The organism is Gardnerella sp. C0026F2 (assembly GCF_056590715.1).
The window spans coordinates 1-16288 of the sequence record NZ_JBWPWR010000002.1; the positions used below are offsets into that span (position 1 = coordinate 1).

The 16288-nt window shown below is 41.1% G+C and carries 15 protein-coding genes; 5 read left to right on the top strand and 10 right to left on the bottom strand.

What is annotated here, in order from left to right:
* A partial coding sequence (locus AC1EK3_RS02465) for a hypothetical protein (protein WP_480033746.1) occupies positions 1–847 on the top strand: 847 nt, incomplete at its 5' end.
* Between the two features lie 443 nt (positions 848–1290).
* On the opposite strand, the gene AC1EK3_RS02470 is transcribed toward AC1EK3_RS02465, so the two are convergent.
* From AC1EK3_RS02470 to AC1EK3_RS02500, 7 genes are all read right to left on the bottom strand, one after another.
* Entirely contained in the window at positions 1291–1572 is a 282-nt protein-coding gene (locus AC1EK3_RS02470) for a type II toxin-antitoxin system YafQ family toxin (protein WP_119527408.1), read from the bottom strand.
* Complete coding sequence (locus AC1EK3_RS02475) at positions 1569–1841, bottom strand: type II toxin-antitoxin system RelB/DinJ family antitoxin (protein WP_480033639.1); 273 nt, start codon at positions 1839–1841, stop codon at positions 1569–1571. Before AC1EK3_RS02475 ends, AC1EK3_RS02470 begins: the two co-directional genes overlap by 4 nt.
* A gap of 273 nt (positions 1842–2114) precedes the next feature.
* Complete coding sequence (uvrB, locus tag AC1EK3_RS02480) at positions 2115–4229, bottom strand: excinuclease ABC subunit UvrB (RefSeq protein WP_480033638.1); 2115 nt, start codon at positions 4227–4229, stop codon at positions 2115–2117.
* Positions 4219–4974, bottom strand: a complete 756-nt coding sequence (gene coaE, locus AC1EK3_RS02485) for a dephospho-CoA kinase (RefSeq protein ID WP_480033637.1) — start codon at positions 4972–4974, stop codon at positions 4219–4221. The genes uvrB and coaE overlap by 11 nt, the downstream gene beginning before the upstream one ends.
* A gap of 99 nt (positions 4975–5073) precedes the next feature.
* Positions 5074–5400, bottom strand: a complete 327-nt coding sequence (locus AC1EK3_RS02490) for a TM2 domain-containing protein (RefSeq protein WP_391496397.1) — start codon at positions 5398–5400, stop codon at positions 5074–5076.
* Between the two features lie 212 nt (positions 5401–5612).
* Positions 5613–7115 (bottom strand): 30S ribosomal protein S1, encoded by a 1503-nt coding sequence (rpsA, locus tag AC1EK3_RS02495; RefSeq protein ID WP_391496396.1) that lies wholly within the window; start codon positions 7113–7115, stop codon positions 5613–5615.
* Positions 7116–7261: 146 nt separating this feature from the next.
* The gene (locus tag AC1EK3_RS02500; protein WP_480033636.1) at positions 7262–8146 is read right to left on the bottom strand and encodes a bifunctional methylenetetrahydrofolate dehydrogenase/methenyltetrahydrofolate cyclohydrolase; all 885 of its coding nucleotides are present in this window, start codon (positions 8144–8146) and stop codon (positions 7262–7264) included.
* Positions 8147–8268: 122 nt separating this feature from the next.
* On the opposite strand from AC1EK3_RS02500, the gene AC1EK3_RS02505 reads away from it, so the two are divergent.
* Positions 8269–9321, top strand: a complete 1053-nt coding sequence (locus AC1EK3_RS02505) for a metal ABC transporter solute-binding protein, Zn/Mn family (RefSeq protein ID WP_480033652.1) — start codon at positions 8269–8271, stop codon at positions 9319–9321.
* Positions 9322–9441: 120 nt separating this feature from the next.
* On the opposite strand, the gene AC1EK3_RS02510 is transcribed toward AC1EK3_RS02505, so the two are convergent.
* Positions 9442–10038 (bottom strand): CarD family transcriptional regulator, encoded by a 597-nt coding sequence (locus AC1EK3_RS02510; protein WP_012914048.1) that lies wholly within the window; start codon positions 10036–10038, stop codon positions 9442–9444.
* Positions 10039–10172: 134 nt separating this feature from the next.
* Between AC1EK3_RS02510 and glgB the strand changes: the two genes are divergently transcribed.
* The 3 genes from glgB to AC1EK3_RS02525 all read left to right on the top strand — a co-directional run bounded on the left by glgB (position 10173) and on the right by AC1EK3_RS02525 (position 14452).
* Complete coding sequence (gene glgB, locus AC1EK3_RS02515; protein ID WP_391496394.1) at positions 10173–12446, top strand: 1,4-alpha-glucan branching protein GlgB; 2274 nt, start codon at positions 10173–10175, stop codon at positions 12444–12446.
* A gap of 16 nt (positions 12447–12462) precedes the next feature.
* Positions 12463–13215 (top strand): response regulator transcription factor, encoded by a 753-nt coding sequence (locus AC1EK3_RS02520; RefSeq protein WP_419399046.1) that lies wholly within the window; start codon positions 12463–12465, stop codon positions 13213–13215.
* A 61-nt stretch (positions 13216–13276) separates the two neighbouring features.
* Positions 13277–14452 carry a sensor histidine kinase gene (locus AC1EK3_RS02525; protein ID WP_480033635.1) on the top strand — a complete coding sequence of 392 codons (1176 nt, stop codon included), beginning with the start codon at positions 13277–13279 and terminating at the stop codon, positions 14450–14452.
* On the opposite strand, the gene AC1EK3_RS02530 is transcribed toward AC1EK3_RS02525, so the two are convergent.
* The gene (locus tag AC1EK3_RS02530) at positions 14449–15342 is read right to left on the bottom strand and encodes a ComF family protein (protein WP_480033634.1); all 894 of its coding nucleotides are present in this window, start codon (positions 15340–15342) and stop codon (positions 14449–14451) included. The genes AC1EK3_RS02525 and AC1EK3_RS02530 overlap by 4 nt on opposite strands.
* Positions 15343–15433: 91 nt before the next feature.
* Positions 15434–16255 carry an HAD-IIB family hydrolase gene (locus AC1EK3_RS02535; protein WP_480033633.1) on the bottom strand — a complete coding sequence of 274 codons (822 nt, stop codon included), beginning with the start codon at positions 16253–16255 and terminating at the stop codon, positions 15434–15436.
* Positions 16256–16288 lie beyond the last annotated feature (33 nt).

Consider the following 16288-nt stretch of genomic DNA (forward strand, 5'->3'; position numbering starts at 1 on the left):
CGGTTCCTTCACTGTCGATATTGATAAGCAAGAACCGAACACCAAGCTCACGCTCACTCCAAGCAAGGGTGGTGTAAACGGAGACCCAGTCGAAACGACCGTAACCGCTGAAACACCAGCAGCAGGAAAACCAACTGCTCCAACCGTCACGCCTCAAAACGATGGTTCCGTTGACGTAACACCAGCAGCCGGTACTGATACTCTGGAAATCACTTATACGCCAGAAGGTGAAACCAACCCAACCAAACTCACTGTCAAGAAAGGCGGCGACGGAAACTGGACTGGTGAAAACATTCCAACAGGCGTAACCGTTAATAAAACTACTGGTGAAGTCACTATTCCAGCAAACAAAATCAAAGACGGTAGTAAAGTAACCGCTGTAGATAAGAAGGGTAACAACACTTCCGACGACGCCACTGGTAACGCCGGAAACAACCCAACCACTCCAGGAACAGGCTCTGGTTCTGGAACAGGTTCTGGATCTGGTTCGGGTAACGATTCCACGTCTAATAATGGCGGTTCAGATAGCGGATCTACTACTGGTGGTAGCATCTCTACAGATTCCGGCGCTCAAAATAGCACCAATGAATCAAGTAGCGCTGATAATGCTAACAACGCTGGTAACGCTGAAACCGGTAATGCTGGCAACGGCAAAGCTGGTAACGCATCCACTGGTGCTTCAGCTTCCAACGCATCTGCTAAGTCCGGCAACAAGGTTCCTGCAAAGCATTCGTCCCAATTAGTAAAGACTGGTGCTGAAGTGGAACGAGTAGGATTGATCAGCGCAATGATTGGTGTACTTGGAGCTGTAGCAGCATTCTTCTCTCGCAAGAAGAATCGCGATTAAAAAGTTCACCTACAAAATTAAACAAAAGTAAACTAATAATTGAAAATAATTAAGAAAAAGGAGCTGAGCCATAAACCCAGCTCCTTTTTCTATATCACTGCTCACTTACACATATAAACTCTTGTATTGTGATTCAAAACATATCTTATTTAAGAAGAACCATCTTTGAATATATTCAAATAAACGATAATAAAATCAATAAAAACAATTTTTGACAAAACTGCAATATAAAAATTGTTCTTAAACCACATTCCCGAACACAAACAGGCGGGTGCAAAGTGTGTGCACCTTTTAACGTTAACATCCTGTACATTCGAGCCTAGATCGTCGACATGTTTCCCCAAACAGCCAAAACACACTCAAAAATCGCCAAGAACCAGCTTAAAGCCGCTTCGCATTAAACCCTTTAGCAATAAAAGCTGTAAATTTAAAAATGTATTATTTTATTTCTTAAACAATTCTGAATGTGTACCAAGCCTATATAACATCAAAACAAGAACTTCATTCTTAATTTCATAAACTAAAAGCCAATCTGGTTCAATATGACATTCTCTTGTTCCGCTATATTTTCCAGTCAGAGCGTGATCACAATATTTAGCTTCTAGCACACCACCGTTAGCTAAAACATCAATTACTTTTAAAAGATTATCCGTATTTTTATTTTGTTTCTTAGCTAATTTAAGGTCTTTTTTGAATTGATTCGTGAATTTTACTTCATATTTCATAAATCAAGAGCCGCCTTAAGATCTTCCATATTCCGATAACCCTTTACATTAGGATCAGACGCAATACGTCTACCTTCCTCAATAGCAGAAATTGTTGTATCATTTGGAACCTCTAATTTAAGAGAAAATGGAATTCCATTCTCACGAATAGTTGTTCGCAAAAACATGTTAATCGCTGTCGTCATATTGAACCCGAGTTCTGAAAAAATCTTATCAGCTTGTTCTTTAATTCCCTTATCTGTTCTGATATTTAAATTCGTAGTAGTCATATACAATACCTCCACCTTCTTTTACTATACGCAAATATTCGTCTATCTTCAACATATTGTCATTGCATTGTATACAATTCAGACTAACTAAAGTAATCCAACTGAATAGGAATTGCAAACGCAAACAACAAGTCACATCAAAACAATTAAGGCGAGCTAAAATAATAAGGCGAGCACATTGATTGTTGCAAATTACTCGCCTTAATTTATGGGATTTATGCGCTGCGATTAACTCACGATTAACTCACGATTAATCATGCTCATTTATTAGCATCACTTATTAGCCGCATCCATTTGCCGCAATTCTTTCTTTAGATCGCGTATTTCGTCGCGCAATCGCGCTGCAAGCTCAAATTGCAACTGTTCTGCAGCAACATGCATCTGCTCGCTCAAATTCTTAATTAAAGAAATGATCTCATCTTGTGGCAACGCAGAGATATTCGCCATACGCTTTTCTTTGCTTTTCTGCCCAAGATTTGGCTCTTTTGGCACTCCATAATGCGAGTTCCCAGCCTTATTAGCATTCCTGTAACCACCTGCTAGCAAAGTTTGAGTATCAACATCCTCTTTAGCAAGCATGTCGTTTACATCGCTAATCTTCTTTCGCAAAGGCTTAGGATCAATTCCATGAGCCTTGTTATACGCGATTTGCTTTTCACGGCGGCGCTCCGTCTCGCTAATAGCCTTGCTCATAGCATCCGTAACAGTATCCGCATACATAAGCACAGTTCCAGAAACGTTACGAGCAGCGCGTCCAATCGTCTGAATAAGCGAACGGTAAGATCTTAAGAAGCCTTCCTTATCTGCATCCAAAATCGCTACAAGTGAAACTTCCGGCAAATCCAAGCCCTCACGAAGCAAATTAATGCCAACAATCACATCAATTTTGCCTTCACGAAGCTCGCGCAAAAGCTCCACTCTGCGCAAAGTATCAACATCCGAATGCAAGTACTCAACTTTAATACCAAGCTCCAAAAAGTAATCAGTTAAGTCTTCCGCCATTTTCTTTGTAAGCGTAGTAACAAGCACACGCTCATCTTTTGCAACCCTAGCCTTGATTTCCGCAAGCAAATCATCAACCTGGCCTTCTACAGGTCGAACCTCAATCTTAGGGTCAAGCAAACCGGTAGGGCGAATAATCTGCTCGACTACACCATCCGAAAGCCCAAGCTCGTAATCTCCAGGCGTTGCAGAAAGATACACAGTTTGACCAATGTGCTCCAAGAATTCGTTCCACTTTAACGGGCGATTATCCATTGCAGAAGGAAGCCTAAAGCCATGCTCTACAAGCGTTCTTTTGCGCGAAGCATCGCCTTCATACATAGCTCCGATTTGCGGCACAGTTACGTGCGATTCGTCCAAAACTAGCAAAAAATCGTCTGGGAAAAAGTCAAGAAGCGTATGCGGAGGCGTACCTGCATCGCGGCCGTCAAAATGCCTAGAATAATTTTCCACTCCCGGGCACGCACCAACCTGACGCAGCATCTCCAAATCGTATGTAGTTCGCATTTCCAAACGCTGAGCTTCCAGCAATTTATTCTGCTTTTTAAGCTGCGCTACTCTATCGTCACGCTCTTTTTCAATCGCCTCTAACGCGCGCTCCATGCGCTCCGGTCCTGCAATATAATGCGACGCTGGGAAAATATGAACGCTACTCTCCTGGCGAATTACTTCTCCTGTAAGAGGATGCAACATTGTAATTCTGTCGATTTCGTCACCAAAGAACTCAATTCTCACAGCTAATTCTTCGTACACTGGAATAATCTCAACAGTATCTCCGCGCACTCTAAAAGTTCCGCGCGTAAACGCAATGTCATTGCGCTTGTATTGCATACTCACAAATTGGCGTAATAAATCGTCTCGCTCAAGCTGCTCGCCAACATTTAGCATAAGCATTCGCTCGGCATACTCCTCTGGAGTACCGAGTCCATAAATGCAAGAAACAGTAGCAACAACAACGCAATCCCGTCGCGTAAGCAAATTCGCTGTAGCTGCGTGACGAAGACGCTCAACATCGTCGTTAATATTCGAGTCTTTTTCAATATACGTATCTGTTTGCGGAATATACGCTTCCGGCTGATAGTAGTCGTAATAAGACACAAAATAGCTAACAGCATTATCTGGCATAAGCTCGCGAAATTCCGCGCAAAGCTGAGCCGCCAAAGTTTTATTTGGCTCAATAATAAGTGTCGGGCGTTGCAAACGCTCAATAAGCCAAGCGGTTGTAGCAGTTTTACCAGTTCCCGTAGCACCCATTAAAACAACGTCGTTTTCTCCGTTTTCAATGCGATTTGCCAACTCTTCGATTGCTTGCGGCTGATCGCCCGAAGGCTTGTATGGCGCTTTTACTACAAAAGGCTTGTTTGTGCGCTGAATTTTATTCGACATAATCTTTTACTTCCCCAGTTTTTCGCTTCCCCAGTTTCGCCATTTCAGCGCTTTTATTGTTTATTTCGCGCAACCATGATTTCAACGTATCGTCAACACTGTTAAGCATATATTCCATTGGTTTAGTGGAATCAACTACAAAATCCGCCATATCTTTTCGAACTTTACTTGGAAGTTGACTATTTATGCGCGCTAAAGCCTGACTCTCAGTCATGTTCCGCTCGCTTATCATTCGCTTAACGCGAATTTCTTGAGGAGCTTCAACAGTAATAATATGATCAAAACTAAATGGAATACTGTCGATTACTTGCGCAAGAAGTGGAATGTCGTGCACAATAACAGATCTAATACTACTTATCTCATTGCAATTTCCCTTAGCGTTGCAATTTTCCTTAGAAATTTTACTAGCATACTCGCTTTCATATTCGCTTTCTAAAAGCTTTGCGCAATCATAAATAGCAGGATGAATAAGCGACTCAAGCTTACTTAAAGATTGCTTACGTTCATCGCCATCTCCAAAAATACGCTCCGCAATAAACGCTCGATTTAAAGAGCCATCATTCTTAACGGCATTTTCCCCAAAAATGCCTACTATTTGTTGCAATACTGCGCTTCCTGGTTCCACTACTTTACGCGCTAAAACGTCGTAATCTATAACAAACGCGCCAAGCGAACGCAAATGGTTTACTACAGTAGATTTTCCGGCTGCAATTCCGCCAGTTACAGCAATCCGCATTATTGTCATATTTTGATTATAAATAATCCTCCTATAAAACTTCCGCAACAACTATAAATAATGCCCCTGTAAATAATTACCAGGGCATTGTTATTAGAAAACAAATGGTTAATCTTGTAATTCTGCACCATCAGCATCTTTATGCCACTTAGTTCCAGGCTGTGAGCAAAGAATGCAAATTCCTTCAACACATGACCATATAATCGAAATGCATGCAAGCAAGCCAATAGAAAGAACAGAAATCAACAATTGTGCAATAGCTTTGCCTTTAAAACCAAGGTAGAAATTGTGAATCCCTAAACCACCTACAAAAATCGCTAAAAGACCGGCAGCAAGCTTATGTCGAGAACTTACTAAAGTAGCATTATTCGCTGAATTATTTCCATCGTATGAAGGAAACTGAGTATTATTCTGATTGTTATCAAATGTACTCATAATTTTCACCAATCCTTTTAATAACTTAATTAATGCTTTAATAAAATCATATAATCTTGCTTTTTAAAAGAAAATTTGTTGTACTCACATTTAATTACAGAATATAAATTATAAAATCAGAGTATTTAGAGCGCAATGTAATAATCTAAATACACAAGATGCCCCAATGATTACTCACCAGGGCATCTTGTTCATAAGCTTTTAGTAGAAAACTACTTCTTTTCGCTCAAAAGCTGTTCGCGCAAAGCTGCGAGCTGATCAGAATCAGCTAAAGCACCTTCACTAGTTGCTTCAGAAGAATAGTTGGAAGCAACTTCTTCCTTCTTTTCTTCCTTAGCTGGCTTCTTTTCAGCTTCTTCGCTCTGACCGTCAGCGGCAGCAGATTCAGCTGCAGCTGCAAGTTCCTTAGCAGCAAAAGCCTTATGCTCTTCCCAAAGCTCGTGAGCTGCAGCATACTGAGCTTCCCACTCTTCGCGCTGCTGCTCGTAACCAGCCATCCACTCGTTAGTGCTTGGATCGAAGCCTTCTGGGTACTTGTAGTTGCCTTCAGCATCGTATTCAGCTGGCATACCATAGAGAGCTGGATCGAAATCTTCAGAATTTGGATCGACAGCTTCAGTAGCCTGCTTCAAGGAGAGGGAGATACGACGACGATCGAGATCAACGTCGATAACCTTCACGAATACCTCTTCGTTAGCCTTAACAACAGTCTCTGGGTTCTCTACGTGACGGTTTGCAAGCTCAGAAATGTGAACCAAGCCCTCAATGCCGTCTTCAACGGAGATGAACACACCGAACTGAACGATCTTGGTGACCTTGCCCTTAACAACCTGTCCAGGAACATGGGTGCGAGCGAAGCGCTGCCATGGATCTTCCTGAGTTGCCTTAAGGGAAAGGGAGATGCGTTCGCGATCGAGATCAACGTCGAGAACCTCAACGGTAACCTTATCGCCAACCTTAACAACCTCAGATGGGTGATCGATGTGCTTCCAGGAAAGCTCAGACACGTGAATGAGGCCGTCAACGCCGCCGAGGTCAACAAATGCGCCGAAGTTTACGATAGAAGACACAACGCCTTCGCGAATCTGACCCTTCTTAAGCTGCGAGAGGAAGGTCTCGCGAACTTCGGACTGGGTCTCCTCAAGGAACTGACGACGAGAAAGTACAACGTTGTTGCGGTTCTTATCGAGCTCGAGAATCTTAGCCTTAATCTTCTGACCAATGTATGGGGAAAGATCGCGAACGCGACGCATTTCAACCAAGGAAGCTGGCAAGAAGCCACGCAAACCGATGTCTACGATCAAGCCGCCCTTAACAGCCTCAATAACGGTACCTTCAACGATGCCGTCTGCATCCTTAATCTTCTCGATGTCACCCCAAGCGCGCTCATACTGTGCACGCTTCTTGGAGAGAATAAGACGTCCTTCCTTGTCTTCCTTAGTAACAACAAGTGCTTCAATGGTGTCGCCAACCTCGACAACATCATCTGGATCAACGTCTTTTTTGATGGAAAGTTCACGGGAAGGAATTACACCTTCAGTTTTGTAGCCGATGTCCAGCAATACTTCGTCGTGATCAATCTTTACGACTGTACCTTCAACTAAATCACCATCATCAAAATTCTTGATGGTTGAATCGACTGCCTTGATGAAGTCTTCTTCGGTGCCAATATCATTAATCGCAACCTTGGCGACTTCGTTATTATTCTCTGCCATTAGTTATTAGTGGTTTCTTCTTGGGGTGGATATTACTCGATATTTAATTATGTATTTACGTTACGCGCGCATACTATGCACACGCTCTGTCGATTTTATATACAGGCATAGCCAAAATTTATGTTTTACTTCGGGCGTGTCGCATTTTATTTGCAATTAGCTGCTCGCTCAGCCATATCTACAACATTCGCAAGCAACATAGCTCGAGTCATCGGACCTACTCCACCAGGATTTGGAGAATAAGCTCCAGCAATTTCGCGACAAGCTGAATCAACATCACCTTTTACGCGGTATCTACCAGCTTCTTCATCAAAAACACGAGATACGCCAACATCAACAAGAACAGCACCAGGTTTAATATCTTCTGGCTTAACAAAACCAGCACAACCCATTGCTGCAATTATTACGTCAGAACGGCGCATAATCTCTTGAACATTCCGAGTATGAGTATGGCACAACGTAACAGTTGCATCTACTCCCCTGCGTGTTAAAAGAAGCCCAATAGTACGTCCAACTGTAATGCCACGACCAAGCACACAAACTTCCTTACCAGAAAGTTCAATACCGTATTCATCGAGCAAAGCTAAAATTCCACGCGGCGTACACGGCAAAGGTGTTGTAATATCTCCAGAAATATGCGTAACGAGTTCACCTAAATTATATGGGTGCATTCCGTCACAATCTTTTGCAGGATCAATTGACGCAATAATTTTTTGAGAATCAATACCTTTTGGCAATGGCAATTGCACAATAAATCCAGTACAAAGAGGGTCATTATTTAATTTCTGTACAGCAGCAAGAATCTCATCTTCACTAGCATCTTCTGGTAAATCGCAACGAATAGAATTAATCCCCACTTCTTCGCAATCGCTATGCTTACCAGCAACATACTTTAACGAACCAGGATCGCTACCTACAAGTAACGTACCCAGACCAGGATTAATACCTTTTTTCTGTAAAACAGCAACGCGCGTTGCCAAATCTTTTTTAATTTTACTAGCTAAAGCTTTACCGTCTAACACAATAGCCATAAAAATTTTCCTCCCAACTCGCACAATTCGTAAGGATAGGCTATCGTGAAGTATAGAAGATATGGGTCGACTAACAATTTTGTGTGCGCCGACGCACCATTATCACGGGAGGAGTCACAGTGATGCGTACCGTTCTTTGTGCAGTAAAGAAGTTTGGAAAAACTGCCATAACATGTCTTATTGCTTCTACAGTAATACTTGGATTTGCAGCTTGTGGGAAAACGGAAGAAAAGCCAAAAGAAAAACCAAAAGCTGCAGCAAATATTTCTGTTGTATCCACTGTTGACACCTGGGGTAGCTTAGCTAAAGAGATTGGTGGCTCTGATGTCAAAGTTGAATCAGTTATGACTGGCTCAGACACAGACATATCGTCATTCAAGCCTAGCTCAAAAGATCTAAAGAATATGCAGAATGCACAAGTATTGATTACAAATGGTGCAGGCTACGATGATTGGGCAAGCAAAGTACACCCAGCTAAAGCGGAAGTACTTAGTGCAGCAGGTACTGTAGGAGCACTTAAAGGAGACAATCCATATCTTTGGTTCTCTCACGATGCTAGGGAAGCAATGGCATCTGCCATGACTGATACCTTCTCCAAAGTTTTGCCATCAAAAAAGCAAGCTTTTTCTAAGCGACTAGCTCAATGGCAGGAAAAGGAAAAGAAATTAACCACCTACTTAAGCGATTTCTCTAAAGAGAATAGCAACGCAAAGTATGCTTCTACATCCCCTATTCTTTTCTGGCTAATGTCTGATACCAATTTGAAAGATAGTTCACCTAAAGAATATGCTGACGCAGTAAATAACAATAACGAACCAGAACATTCAAGTGTTGAGGAATTTCAGAAGCTTATTGAAAGCCGCAAAATCGATGTATTGATTAGCGATAGTCAGCAAGGAAGCGATGTTCTGAACTTGCTAAATGGAATTGCAGGACGAAGCTACACGTCTACAGTTCAAGTAAGCGAACTTATGCCAAAATACGCAGACCAGCTTGATAAATGGATTATGAAGATTTGTGACGACCTACATAATGCTGCAAAAACAACAAAGGATATGCGTAAAGATATTGATGAAAAAGAGACTCCAAAAAAGCCAATCACTGAGAAACCACATGTAGCAAAGAATACCGATCCTAAAAATTCTAACCAAGGTCAGCAAGATCCAGGTAAGTAAATTTAGGTGAATCTGTTAAAATAAAAAATCCTTGCATTTTGTAAGTGCAAGGATTTTTTATTAACTGTTTTAAGAAAGAACAATTTTAAGAAAGAGTAAAAGCAAATTGCATATTGCAAATCATTTTTTCTTAGATTTCTTACTACGCTCTTCTAACAGCGCTAGAGTTCGCGATGCAGGTTCTTCTGGAGCAACAGTATGGTGATTTTCATCGCCTTCTTGAGGCTCCTTGTATCCAAGATTCACATCTAAAAGTCGCTCCGCCTCAATCTCATCAATCTTTTCAGACAAAGCAATTTCGGAAATTAAAATACTGCGAGCGCGAGCAAGCATTCGCTTTTCTCCTGCAGATAAACCATGTTCATCAACATCTCGCTGAGATAAATCACGAACTACTTCAGCAATATTGTTAACATCGCCAGTAGCAATCTTCTCTACATTAAGCTTGTAGCGTCTAGACCAATTCATCTCTTTTTCAACTATTGGAGTACGCAAAATCTCAAAAACTTTTGCAACTTCTTGCGCTCCAACAATGTCTCGCACGCCAACTTTTTTAACATTATCGACAGGTACGTTAATTTCTAAACCATCAGACGATAACACTACCAATCGTAAATATTGACGAGTTACACCTTTTACGGTGCGCTCACTAATTTCTTCAACACGAGCCGCACCATGACGAGGATAGACGACCATATCGCCGACTTGATATTCCACAGAACCCTCCGTATGCACAGAAAAACTCATAACAGTTTCCCATAAGGTCACGACTTGAAAAAATTTTCATATTTTTTTCACAATAGCGCGAAACACACGCGACTTACAGCAATAAAGCATGTATGATAGTCACCATGAGTACAGTTACTAACATCAATGAAGATGCAGTCGCAGTCCCAGTCCGACAGGACGTATTAGCTGCGGTGAGCAATGCAGAGTATTACAATCCACATGAGGTTCTTGGAGGCCACCTTGGAACCGGCAAAGGTGCCGACACTGTAACCGTCCGCGTATTGCGCCCTATGGCAAAGAAAGTTGTTATTCTTACTAAGAACGGCGAATACGAAGCTAAACACGAATATAACGGCATTTTTACAGCTGTTATTCCTGCTGTAAAGCACACAAAAACAAAGTCTTGGTCTGTTCCTAGTTATCGCGTTTACACTGTGGAAATAGACGGTTCCGAATCCACAGATGACGATCCTTACCGTTATTTGCCTCAAGTTGGCGAACTTGACATGTACTTGTTTGGAGAAGGTCGTCATGAACGTCTTTGGGAAGCATTAGGCGCACACGTTAAAACGATAACAGATTCATGGGGACTTATATCTCCTGAAACTGGAAAGATGGTAAAGAAAGTTACTGGTACTGCTTTCTCAGTGTGGGCACCAAATGCTCGTGCAGTACGCGTAGTTGGTAACTTTAATTACTGGAATGGTCGTCGCCACGCTATGCGCTCACTCGGCTCTTCTGGCATTTGGGAACTTTTTATTCCAGGAGTTACAGCAGGCGAAGTATACAAGTACGAAATTCTTACGCAATCTGGCAATTGGATTATGAAAGCCGATCCAATGGAGCGCTCTCATGAAGTTCCACCAAACACAGGATCTGTTGTTGTTGATTCTGAGTTTAAGTGGCACGATACCGATTGGATGGATAAGCGCGCAAAAACAGATGCTCACAATGGTCCAATAAGCATTTACGAAGTACAAGCTAACAGCTGGAATCGCGATTTAGGCAATTATCGCGAACTTGCTGATCATTTAGTTGATTATGTGCAAAGAGAAGGCTTTACTCACGTCGAGTTTATGCCGTTGACACAATATCCATTCTCTGGATCTTGGGGATATCAAGTAACAGGTTATTATGCAGTAGATTCTCGCCTTGGCTCCCCTGATGACTTTAAGTATTTGGTAGATAAACTCCACAAAGCAGGCATTGGCGTCATTATGGATTGGGTTCCAGCTCACTTCCCTAAGGATGACTTTGCACTCGGTCGTTTTGATGGCACAGCATTATATGAGGATCCTGATCCTATGCGAGGCGAGCATCCTGATTGGGGTACTTACATCTTCAACTTTGGTCGTCATGAAGTTCGTAACTTCTTGGTTGCTAATGCTTGCTTCTGGCTTGATGAATACCATGTTGACGCGTTGCGCGTCGATGCAGTATCCTCAATGCTCTACTTGGATTACAGCCGTGAAGCAGGACAGTGGAGACCAAACATCTACGGCGGACGCGAAAATCTTGAAGCAATTGACTTCATTAAGGAAGCAAACGCAACTGCATACAAGAATAATCCTGGCATCATGATGATTGCTGAGGAATCCACTGCTTACCAAGGCGTGACTGCACCAACCGATATGGGCGGCTTAGGATTCGGCTTGAAGTGGAATATGGGCTGGATGCACGACACTTTGCAATACCTTAAAGAGGAGCCGATTAACCGTCGTTGGCATCATAACGAAATTACATTCTCAATGGTTTATGCCTACTCTGAGCATTATGTGCTGCCATTAAGCCACGATGAAGTTGTGTACGGTAAGGGTTCGTTACTTGGAAAGATGCCAGGCGACGAATGGCAACAATTCGCAGGATTACGCGCATTGCTTGCATACCAGTGGTCTCATCCAGGCAAGAATCTTCTGTTCATGGGTGGAGAAATTGGACAATCCAGCGAATGGAACTTCAATACTTCGCTTAACTGGAATGAACTGCAATGGCCGTTCCATCAAGGTGTACAAAAGCTTGTTGCAGATTTGAATACTCTGTATAAGAGCTCTCGCGCATTCTGGAGTCAAGACTTTACTCCTGATGGTTTCCAGTGGCTTACAAGCGACGATTCCGATCACAATACTTTAAGCTACGTGCGTATTGGCGACGACGGAGAAGAAATCGTTGTAGTAGTAAACTTCTCAGGTCAAGCATGGCAAGACTATCAGGTTGCGCTACCAAAAGGTGGACAGTGGGAAGAGATACTCACAACTGATGATGCAAAGTATTGCGGATCTAATATTCACAACGGCACATTCACTGCTGCTGCTGAAGAGTATCATTCTCGACCATACTCTGCAAGAATCACTGTTCCAGCGTTAGGTGCGGTATTCTTGAAGCCAGTACAACACTGAAAGGTCTTTTTAAAATATGCTAAACGCTCCATCAGCTAGCGTAAATGCTCGCACGATTCTCGTTGTTGAGGATGAGCCAGATCTTGCTACAGCAATTGCACAACGCATTACTGCACAAGGCTGGAGAGCAAGAGTCGCTGCGGATGGAGCGTCTGCTGTTAGAGCTGCTGAACAACTAAAACCCGATCTAATAATTATGGATATTATGCTTCCTATTATGGATGGGATTGAAGCAACTCGACGAATTATCTCCAAAATGCCTGTTCCTATCCTCATGTTAACAGCGCGCGACGCAGAAGCCGATAAAATTGTTGGCTTAAGCGCAGGCGCAGATGATTACATGACTAAACCATTTTCACCACGTGAGTTAATTGCTCGTTGCGCAGCATTGTTGAGACGCGTAGAACGCGCAGCGCAAATAGCAAAAACAATGGAACATGAACGTACAATTATTTTTGGATCGCTTATTATTAGACCTCGCCAAAGACTTGTAACTCTAAACGGCGAAGAGATACATTTTACACCAACCGAGTTTGACTTGCTCGCTACTCTAGCTCGTCATCCTCATACTGTATTTAAGCGTGAAAAGTTACTTGAAGAAGTGTGGGATTGGCCAGATGCTTCTGGAACTCGCACAGTAGATTCGCACATTAAGTCTTTGAGGCATAAAATTGGATCGGAATGGATTCGTACTGTACACGGAATAGGATACGCATTCGAGCCACCTATTAGTGATTACGACAAAGTTCTACAATCACAAGTTTCATAAATAATTACTACTTTCATAAATAGTAAATTGTTACAACACTTTAGCTTCGGAAAATTCGTAAATGGTATTAGAAAATAAAATAGATAATGCTAATTCTGAGCAATATAAAAATACTAAACAACATAATTTATTAAATAAAAACTCAAATACTCAACTTAGAGATAAGTCAAAAACTCGATTTACGAATTCTTCTATAAAGCATAATTATCCAAATCGACCTGTCGGATTTTTTTCATCTCTAAAAATTGAACTTTCGGCAATTATTGTTTTTGCAACAGCAATTGCTTTTGTAATGGCATGGTTTTTACTTAAAACTGGTCTAAATGGCTGGATTGCAATGCCATTGACACTTATTGTTGCTCTAGGAATTACATACATTTTTTCTAGAGGACTTACAGCACCACTTCGTCAAATGAAAAATGCTGCAGAAGCCATGGCTGACGGCGACTACTCTGTACGAGTTGCTGTAGAAAATCGTCGTGACGAAGTAGGTAAATTAACTCTTGCATTTAATGAAATGGCAGAAGAACTTGAACATGCAGATCAGATGCGTAGAGAGCTTATAGCAAACGTAAGCCACGAATTACGCACTCCTGTTTCTGCTTTACAAGCAATGCTTGAAAATCTTGCAGACGGAGTTGTTGATCCTACTCCATCTAATATGGAAGCTATATTAAACCAAACTCATAGACTTGCTGATCTTATTACTTTCCTTCTTGATTTATCTAGAGTTGAAGCAGGTGCGGAAAGCCTTAATATAACTTCATTTAATTTCACAGACTTTATTGACGAAATTATTGAGCCACTAGAAATAGCAGATTCAGGTCATAATCATAATATTGAAGTTCAAATTAATGATGAGATTGAATTAACAGGAGATCAAGCTCGCCTTTCGCAACTTTTTACTAATATTATTTCTAACGCTCTAAAACATTCAGATGATGGAACTCGTGTTCTTATAAGTGCTCATATTAATCACAACCAAAACTCTGTAATATGTAATGTTGTGAATTTTGGAGAACAAATTCCCCAAGAAGATCGTGCAGATATTTTCAGAAGATTTGTTAAAGGAAATCAGCGAATTGGCACAGAATCAGGAGGAACAGGATTAGGATTGTCAATTGCTCGTTGGGCTGCACAATTGCACCATGGAACTGTAAAAGTAGTAGACGATAAGCGTGGTCCAAACTTTGAGATTGCGCTTCCGCTAAACTATAGCAATACAATAGAAAACTAACATTCGTAATCTGCTGTACGATCATCCTTATTGCATACACACGCTAAAGAAAAGCATGCCAAAACAGTAAATCCACTACTCTGTAGAGTTGAAACGCAGCTATTCATAGTTGAGCCAGTAGTTACAATATCATCCAATACAATAGCTTTGTACTCGCGTTGATTTTCAGACTTTTGCTTTCTCAATTCTTTGAAATTGATGCTAAACGCCTTAGAAATTCTGTTAGACCTTCCGCGAAAACCGGAAGTTTGCACTGATTTCGCAGTAATTCTAGCATTCATACTTACAATATCTAAAACGTATGCCCTAATGCCACTATTACACAATCGTTTAGCAACACAATTTGCAACAGGCAACATATGTTTACGCCCACGATGCCTTGATGAATACTTAGACGACGGAACTGGTATAACAAATATAGGATTTTCACTTATATAACAAGAATGCGAGCGCAAAAATTTAGATATAACTTCTACTACTAAATCGCCAATAAGTTCACCAAATATTTTGTCACATGCAATATCGAAATGATCCTTCCATAACAATATTGCGCGACGAACAACCGTAGAATACGAACCACACGCGTAACGATATCCACATACTGTTCTGGTAAATGGTGCACGTTTCCAGCATTGCAACGCTTTCTTGCAGTTTTCACACAATATATAGTCTGGAGTATCGCATCCTGCACATGCGCGAGGCAAAAATAAATTAAATAAAGCAATCGCTACATTCCTCCAACTAGCAAAACGCCAATTTACAGAATCAACATCCATGTTTTCGTATACACCACAAGGTACAGATGCGTGACATGCTAATCCCCCATTAGATGTCACGCTTCTATACTTCTTTTTGTTTTGGTGGTTTATAACCTTGCGTCTCCCAACCATAATGACAGCATATGCGGTAGCTTATTAGCTATGCAAATAAAAAATGTTATTGTGGTTAAAAGGTATCTTAAAATGAAAAATTAATAAAATTCTATATTTTTAAAATATTAAGTACCTTATTACAAAGCTCTAAAGTATCCGAAGGATTACTTACTTTAACAACTAAAGCTCCTGTAAATGCAGTAGGATAATCGTTTCCTCCAGGATACATACGATCGCCAATAAAAGTAATTTTTTCAATATTAAGATCACAATATTGAGATAGCATTCGCAAAGCTTGAGCTTTATCGTCACCGCGCCTGTATATATCGACGCTAGTATCTCCTCCAGCGCGTACAGCAAAATTAGGTAAAGCTTGAGAAATACTTTGTGCAAGTTGAGCTTTCAAACAACCGTTAGGATCCCAAGTTTTTTTATATTCAATAGGAGCTAGTTGCCCTAGTGCCGAAAAAGTAATTTGACTACCGCGGTTCTCTATCTGTTCTCCCCACAGCATTGGATCGCCAGGTTCTTTCCACACGCCCATATTTTTTGCACACTTGCGTATTGCATCAATAACGCATTGCGCTTGCTTAAAATCGATACTATGCTCATAAACACATTGCAATGACATGTCATTATTCACACGATAATAACTAGTTCCATTAGTAGGCATTATGTGAATATTTTTAAGATTAGTGCCAGTAGTTAGCATATCTAAAATTTGCTTCTTAACTAACTCTAAGCAGCCACCTGTTATTACAGCAACAGGAATTATATTAATCAGCTTACTTAATGATTCAGCCATCGATTTAAGCATAGGTTTTTTAGAACAGGCCAATGTGTTATCTAAATCAAAAGCAATAAGAGACGATTTAGCAATGCTCAAGTCAAGATTAAACTCATTCCAATCATGCACTATTGGTTTGAGCATTACAAATCCTCCTGACTTTTAAAACCATATATA